The sequence below is a fragment of the Priestia sp. KCTC 13724 genome (assembly GCF_056820425.1).
Window position 1 is genome coordinate 1 of sequence record NZ_JBXDLD010000119.1, and the last position, 6552, is coordinate 6552.

At 35.8% G+C, this 6552-nt stretch carries 8 protein-coding genes and 1 pseudogene; 6 read left to right on the plus strand and 3 right to left on the minus strand.

Annotated elements, in window-relative coordinates; genetic code table 11:
* Positions 1-897: 897 nt before the first annotated feature.
* From AC1UFB_RS15435 to AC1UFB_RS15450, 4 genes are all read left to right on the plus strand, one after another.
* A complete protein-coding gene (locus tag AC1UFB_RS15435) occupies positions 898-2235 on the plus strand; it encodes an APC family permease (RefSeq protein WP_061786051.1) in 1338 nt (445 codons plus the stop codon).
* 144 nt (positions 2236-2379) lie between these two features.
* The gene (locus AC1UFB_RS15440) at positions 2380-2805 is read left to right on the plus strand and encodes a MarR family winged helix-turn-helix transcriptional regulator (RefSeq protein WP_235932386.1); all 426 of its coding nucleotides are present in this window, start codon (positions 2380-2382) and stop codon (positions 2803-2805) included.
* Positions 2806-2833: 28 nt separating this feature from the next.
* Positions 2834-3352: a spermidine/spermine N(1)-acetyltransferase gene (gene paiA / locus AC1UFB_RS15445; protein ID WP_025908324.1), complete on the plus strand. Its 519-nt coding sequence runs from the start codon at positions 2834-2836 to the stop codon at positions 3350-3352.
* A 29-nt stretch (positions 3353-3381) separates the two neighbouring features.
* Positions 3382-3987, plus strand: a complete 606-nt coding sequence (locus AC1UFB_RS15450; RefSeq protein WP_061786052.1) for an FMN-binding negative transcriptional regulator — start codon at positions 3382-3384, stop codon at positions 3985-3987.
* A gap of 143 nt (positions 3988-4130) precedes the next feature.
* Here the strand turns inward: AC1UFB_RS15450 and AC1UFB_RS15455 are convergent, their stop codons facing one another.
* Both AC1UFB_RS15455 and AC1UFB_RS15460 read right to left on the minus strand, forming a co-directional pair.
* On the minus strand, positions 4131-4271 hold the full coding sequence (locus tag AC1UFB_RS15455) for a DapH/DapD/GlmU-related protein (protein WP_275671978.1): 141 nt from the start codon (positions 4269-4271) through the stop codon (positions 4131-4133).
* Positions 4272-4604, minus strand: a complete 333-nt coding sequence (locus AC1UFB_RS15460; protein WP_204842954.1) for an LbetaH domain-containing protein — start codon at positions 4602-4604, stop codon at positions 4272-4274.
* Positions 4605-4965: 361 nt separating this feature from the next.
* Between AC1UFB_RS15460 and AC1UFB_RS15465 the strand changes: the two are divergent.
* Together AC1UFB_RS15465 and AC1UFB_RS15470 are read left to right on the plus strand one after the other, a co-directional pair.
* Positions 4966-5098, plus strand: a pseudogene (locus AC1UFB_RS15465) (VOC family protein); the annotation flags it as partial.
* Between the two features lie 195 nt (positions 5099-5293).
* Positions 5294-6271 carry an HD domain-containing protein gene (locus tag AC1UFB_RS15470; protein WP_100346986.1) on the plus strand — a complete coding sequence of 326 codons (978 nt, stop codon included), beginning with the start codon at positions 5294-5296 and terminating at the stop codon, positions 6269-6271.
* Positions 6272-6281: 10 nt separating this feature from the next.
* Here AC1UFB_RS15470 and AC1UFB_RS15475 read toward each other — a convergent pair.
* A partial coding sequence (locus AC1UFB_RS15475) for a transposase (protein ID WP_482589462.1) occupies positions 6282-6552 on the minus strand: 271 nt, incomplete at its 5' end.

Consider the following 6552-nt stretch of genomic DNA (forward strand, 5'->3'; position numbering starts at 1 on the left):
TTGTTTGCGGTAATCTAATCATGAGAAGAATCCTTTCTTTTGGTTAGTTCTTAGTCGATTTAACCTTAATAGAAATGGATTCTTTTTTCATTTTTTTAGTGAAAAAGAGAATCCCACAGGAAAGCCGATAAATCGCCTTTCCTGTGGGATTTTGTATTTGGGTATGAATAATTCAGGGTAAGTTTTTTTATAAAAAAATATTTTGTTAATAACGGACACATATAGCAGCCCTTACTTATTGTATGTGTAATTTAAATCTCAGGTAATATTAAAAGGATCTTTTACTTTTGCGTAGCGGGCTCACCAAAATGTGTCTTGTAGTTCCATAATAACAGTACCATTTTTGGATAAACAATTATAAATAATATCGATTCTTTGCTTTTCCTCAAACTCTAAAACTAAAGAAATAGTACTTCCAAATTCTAAATTTTGCTCAGGGAAAGAATCAGAAACCATGAAAATAGTTCATCTTTTTTAAACTTAGCGTGCATAATCCGATTCTGAGCTTCTGGAGGAGTTGGGAAATTTACTTCTCCAAACGTTTGAATTTCTTGAACTTGACCTTCAAAAACTTCCTTTGCATTTCCATTAAAAGATAAATAAGGTGTAATTTGTTTCTTTATTTCAAGCTCTCCTTTAAGTTGAAGTGTCAGACAATCCAATTATAGTGGTAATAATTCTTCATCGTAAAATTGAGCGTTCAAAGCTTTTAATAAAAAGAAGTAAAGATGTACATGTACTTTTTTATTTAGCTTATTTATATAAATATTTTAAAAACCAAAATTGCATCTTAGCAAAAGAATATGCTAAAATTTGACGAGTGTACTTGCCAGAAGTACATTCTTTTTTTGTATAAACAGCTAGTCTTCATCATTAGAGAAAAAGGAGTGGATTCCTTTGCCGCAGCAAGACTTAAAAAAGGAAATTGGATTCTTAGCTGCTCTTACGACAGTTATTGGAACCGTTATTGGAGCGGGTGTGTTTTTTAAACCAACCGCCGTTTATGGAGCGACTGGCTCCGCTAGCCTTGGACTCTTAGCCTGGTTAATTGGTGGGCTTTTAACGATATGTGCAGGTCTTACAGCTGCTGAATTATCAGCTGCTATTCCTGAGACAGGAGGGATGATGGCTTATTTAAAGAGAACGTATGGGAACCTTGTTGCGTTTTTGCTTGGGTGGGCCCAGACGGTTATTTACTTTCCGGCTAATATTGCTGCGCTTGCTATTATCTTTGGAACGCAAACAATTAGTTTATTTGGACTAACGGCAAACGATAATCAATTCCTCATTGTTATAATTGCCATTGCAACTGCGCTGTTTTTGACCTTAATGAATTTTTTAGGAGCCAAAGCAGCTGGTGCTATTCAAACGATTGCAACTGTTTGTAAGCTCATCCCATTAGTACTCATTATTATCTTTGGTTTATTACATAGTGGAGACGTGCCATTTCAGCTGTTTCCAGTAGAAGCAGGACCAGATAAAGATTTCTTAACAGCGTTAGGATCAGGATTACTGGCAACCATGTTTGCTTATGACGGCTGGATTTTAGTTGGAAACATTGCAGGGGAAATGAAGAACCCGAAAAAAGATCTTCCGAGAGCTATTATCCTTGGCTTATCCGTTGTAATGGCCGTATATCTTCTTATTAACGTTGCGTTTCTTATGGTAATGTCGGCAGCGTCTTTAGCAGGTACAGATACGCCAGCATCAGATGCTGCAGGCCTGATTTTTGGCGCTTTTGGTGGGAAGTTTGTAAGTATTGGTATTTTAATTTCTGTATTTGGCTCGATCAATGGCTACATTATGACGGGAATGCGCATTCCGTATGCGATGGCGACAGAGAACAAGCTTCCATTTAGCAAGTGGTTTGGGCGTCTTTCAAAGAAAAGTAAAGTACCGTACAACTCGGGCATTTTTATTTTGTTTATCGCCATCATTATGATGACGATTGGTGGATTTAACACGCTAACGGACATGCTTGTGTTTGTTATTTGGATCTTTTACACGATGACTTTTGCGGCTGTGCTCATTTTACGTAAGCGTGAACCCGATCTTCCAAGACCTTATCGTGTGCCACTTTATCCGGTACTACCACTTATTTCGCTACTAGGTGGGCTGTTTATTGTGATTAATACGCTCTTTACACAAACAACTCTTGCTTTGTGGGGGTTAGGTATTACGGCTCTTGGTTTACCCATTTACTTTGCGATGAGAAAGAATCATATTAATAATTAGAAAAGAAGTCTTTTAGGGCTTCTTTTTTTTATTGGTTTTTTTGTTGTATATGCAACAAAAATGAGATACATTATATATAAATATTTTGTTGTGAATACAACAAAATGGAGGTGTGTCAATGTGGAAATTTTACGCGAAATTGGGATGATTGCAAGAGCGCTTGATTCTATCAGTAATATTGAGTTTAAAGAGTATGATCTTACCAAGGGCCAATATTTGTATCTTGTTCGGATTTGTGAAAATCCGGGAATTATTCAAGAAAAGCTAGCAGAAATGATAAAGGTTGATCGAACAACGGCAGCTCGCGCTATAAAAAAATTAGAGATAAATGAATTTATTGAAAAAAAAGAAGATGTCCATAATAAAAAGATAAAAAAGCTTTTTCCAACTGAAAAAGGCAAGAGTGTCTTTCCTATTATTAAAAGAGAAAATGAGTACTCAAATGAAATGGCTTTAAACGGATTTTCAAATCAAGAAATGGAAGTGATGGTGGACTTACTTCAACGAGTAAGAAGAAATGTTGAAAAGGACTGGGAGTTTGTTAAAAAAGGAAATAAGAGAATGTATTGAGAAAGTTGAGAGGAAAGGTAGGAGTAACATGAACATAAAAATTAAGCCGTGCAATTATGAACAATTAGATCAGCTCCAAACTATTAGCTATGAAACGTTTGATGAGACGTTTCGACATCAAAACTCTCCTGAAAACATGAAAGCGTATTTAGAAAAAGCATTTACCTTACAGAAGCTAGAAAAAGAGTGGGCTACTGCTTCTTCACGCTTCTTTTTTCTTTATCATGATGACGAGCTAGCAGGATATTTAAAAGTCAACGTGGGTGAAGCTCAGTCTGAAGCACTGGGAGATGATGCGCTTGAAATTGAAAGAATCTATATCCGAAAAAACCATCAAAAACATGGTCTTGGTAAGAAGTTGTTTAATAAAGCGGTTGAGGTCGCTTTAATGTTAGATAAACAAAAAATTTGGCTAGGCGTTTGGGAGAAAAATGAGAACGCGCTTGCTTTTTATAAAAAAATGGGATTTGTTCAACAAGGCCAACACTCTTTTTATATGGGGGACGAAGAGCAAATCGATTTAATTATGGTTAAATCACTGATCTAAATGATCTTTTTAAAAGGGGACTGAGGTAAATGTATATACCGAAGCATTACATGATTCAGAGTGAAGATATCATTTATGAGATTATTGATCAGCACGGATTCGGCACTTTATTTTCTCAGCATAACGGTGAGCCTTGTGCTACGCATTTACCACTGAATTTAAATAAGGAAGAGAAAACCTTATATGGGCATCTTGCTCGAGCTAATGAACAGTGGAAAGATGCTGTCGATCAACAAGTGCTGGCTGTTTTTCAAGGTCCACACTGCTATATTTCACCTTCTTGGTATGAGACAAACAAAGCTGTACCTACTTGGAATTACGTTGCTGTTCATGTATATGGACAGTTAGAGATTATTAAAGATAACCGTACCATAGTTAAATCGTTAAGTAACTCTGTGGAGAAATATGAAAAACCCGAAAGTTCTTATCAGTTAAAAGATGTTGATGCTAGTTTCGTAGAAGGTTTAAGCAGAGGGATTGTTGCGTTTAAAATGAATATTACAAAAATTGAAGCGCAGGCCAAGCTAAGTCAAAATCATTCAGTTGAACGACGAAAAAGAGTGATTCAGCATTTAGAAGAGAGTTGTCAGCACGATAATATGCAAGTGGCAGAACTAATGAAGAGAGAGTTGTAATTAAAGGGATAAAATTTAAATTAAAAAAGAGTGATTGTTTTGTTGAATCACTCTTTTTCAGCTAATTAAGATAAAAGCTTTAAGACTAAAGCAGCTCGGAAAATGGTTATAACAAGGAAATAATAATACAAAGTGCGAGGAGTTTAAATTTCTTCAATAACTCGACACGGATTGCCCATTCCTAATGAATTTTCAGGAATTGATTTAGTCACAACGCTTCCAGCGCCAATAACAGAATTTTTACCAATGCTAATGCCAGGCAAAATTATTGCATTTCCACCAATTCAAACGTTATCATCAATAGTTACAGGTTTAGTCAAAGTACGATAAGGTGCCTCGTTTGCCTTATGGTTCGAATTAATTCGTTCAACTGCTTTTAAAGGGTGAGTCGCCGTATAAATTTGTACGCTTGGTGCAATTAGAACATTTTCACCAATGACAATTTTATTAGTATCTAAAAAGACGCAATTAAAGTTGATAAATGTATTTTTTCCAATTGAAATATTTTTACCGTAATCGCAAAAAAACGGCTTTTCAATCCAAACGTTATCGCCAACAAACTCACAAAGATTTTTTAATATACTTGTTTTATCAGCTTCTGGATTGCTACCAGGCATCCATATAATAGCGTGCTTCTTGGGCCATCTTTAGTAACTCAGGGTTTAGCTCTCCTTTATTAGATGAGATATGTATCATTCAATTAATAGTTTATCCACTTTAAAATAAAAAAGCGAAAAGTAATGTTTGCTTTTAAGAAAATAAGCCTTTAGTAATAAATGACTTTTCCTTCAAAGTATTATGAGCTAATCGGTAAAGAGCTTTTCTAACTTACATGTAAGTAGAAGGCTCTTTTTTGTATTTAAAACAAGCTTGAAACCACACATCTAAATTTCTAGAATGACAGAAACATTGTGTTTAGCTCAGGGGTTCAAGTTGTTTGGGAAAAGTTTGCAAACTACTGGGATGTAGAGCAACGACATGATAAAAGGGTTATATGAAGCGCATTTGTCTGTAAAAGATCTATCGATTTCTATCTTGGTTTATGAGAAGCTAGGGTTAGAACTGGCTTGAGCTGTGGGAAGGGAATGACTATCAAACAGTATACCATCCATAACTAAGACACGTAGCATTTGAAGTAAGCTATGGTGGTTTACAGTAGTCTATCCGTCGATGGCTTCGCTCACTTGGAATTGAAGTAGGACCATTTAAAAAGTAGCTTTGTTGAGGTTACTGAAGAGCTGAACAGCGTGGAAAGGAAAATAACAATTAAAGGGTGGACATACAAATATAAATAGAGGAGAACAAGATGCTTATATACGATAAAATCTACGGAGAGTTTGATATAACAGGAGTAGTAGAAGAGCTAATTTTAAGCGAGCCTGTGCAGCGCTTAAAGGAGATTCATCAAGGCGGGGCAAGTTATTTAATTAATAAGGAGTGGAACGTAACAAGATTTGAGCATTCTGTTGGAGTGATGCTCCTCATTAAAAAATTAGGTGGCTCTGTAGAAGAACAAATAGCAGGGCTGCTTCATGACGTATCCCACACGGCTTTTTCACACGTAGTAGATTATGTATTTGATAAAAGCAATGAAGATTATCATGAAGATATTTATGAAACAGTTATTTCTGAATCAAGTCTTCCAAGAATTTTAGCTAAGCATGGATATGATTATCGTGAAATTTTGCTTGATGAAACGAAGTGGACAATACTTGAGCAGTCAGCTCCTGAGCTATGCGCGGATCGCGTTGATTATACGCTACGAGACATGTATTCGTACGGTTATATCTCGCTGGCAGAAACACAGCGCTTCTTACAAGATATTGTGGTCATAAACGGAAAAATACACCTTCAACATATTGAAGTTGCCGAGTGGTTTGTAGAGACTTATTATAAAGAGGTAATTGATTTTTTTATGAATCCGTTAGGTGTTTATGGTGGCGATCGGCTGGCAAAAGTATTAAAGCAGGCTTTAAATAAAAAAATCATTACCAAAGATGATTTTTTAACAACGGATGATCAGTTACTTCACAAAATAAAGGCTTCAAATGATCAAGAAGTAGTAAGTTTGTTAGGACAAATTCATCCAGATGTAGAGGTGGAAGTAAATGAACAAGAGTATGATATCCATCAAAAGAACAAAATTCGACTTATCAATCCATCTATCTGGATAAATAATAAATTTGTATCTGCTTCTGATTTATCTAATTATGTAAAAGAAATGAACGAAGTAGCGTTATTTAAAGCCGAAATCGGTATGTATGTAAAGCTAGTTAAAAGTTAATTTATGTTTTCTAACAAAAAAGGGGCTGTCTAATAAGTCCCTCTAAATAAAACAGGTGGAGAAAAACGCAATGTTTTTCTCCACCTGTTTTTATATATTTTCGATTATTATCTAAAAGTAACTGGCGAATGCCAGCTACTTTTAGTATATTGTGGGCTAATGCCACAATCCCAAATTCCACATGGACTTTATCGAGTCCCCGCAAGGAAAACCTGCGGAACGACCGATTGCCCTTGATGTGACCGAACACACTTTCGACCTCGACCTTACGACGAGCGTAG

Coding starts and splice junctions, on each gene's coding strand:
- AC1UFB_RS15440 (WP_235932386.1), top strand. CDS start 2,380: ATGATTGCAAGAGCGCTTGATTCTATCAGTAATATTGAGTTTAAAGAG.
- paiA (WP_025908324.1), top strand. CDS start 2,834: ATGAACATAAAAATTAAGCCGTGCAATTATGAACAATTAGATCAGCTC.
- AC1UFB_RS15450 (WP_061786052.1), top strand. CDS start 3,382: ATGTATATACCGAAGCATTACATGATTCAGAGTGAAGATATCATTTAT.
- AC1UFB_RS15460 (WP_204842954.1), bottom strand. CDS start 4,604: ATGCCTGGTAGCAATCCAGAAGCTGATAAAACAAGTATATTAAAAAAT.
- AC1UFB_RS15470 (WP_100346986.1), top strand. CDS start 5,294: ATGCTTATATACGATAAAATCTACGGAGAGTTTGATATAACAGGAGTA.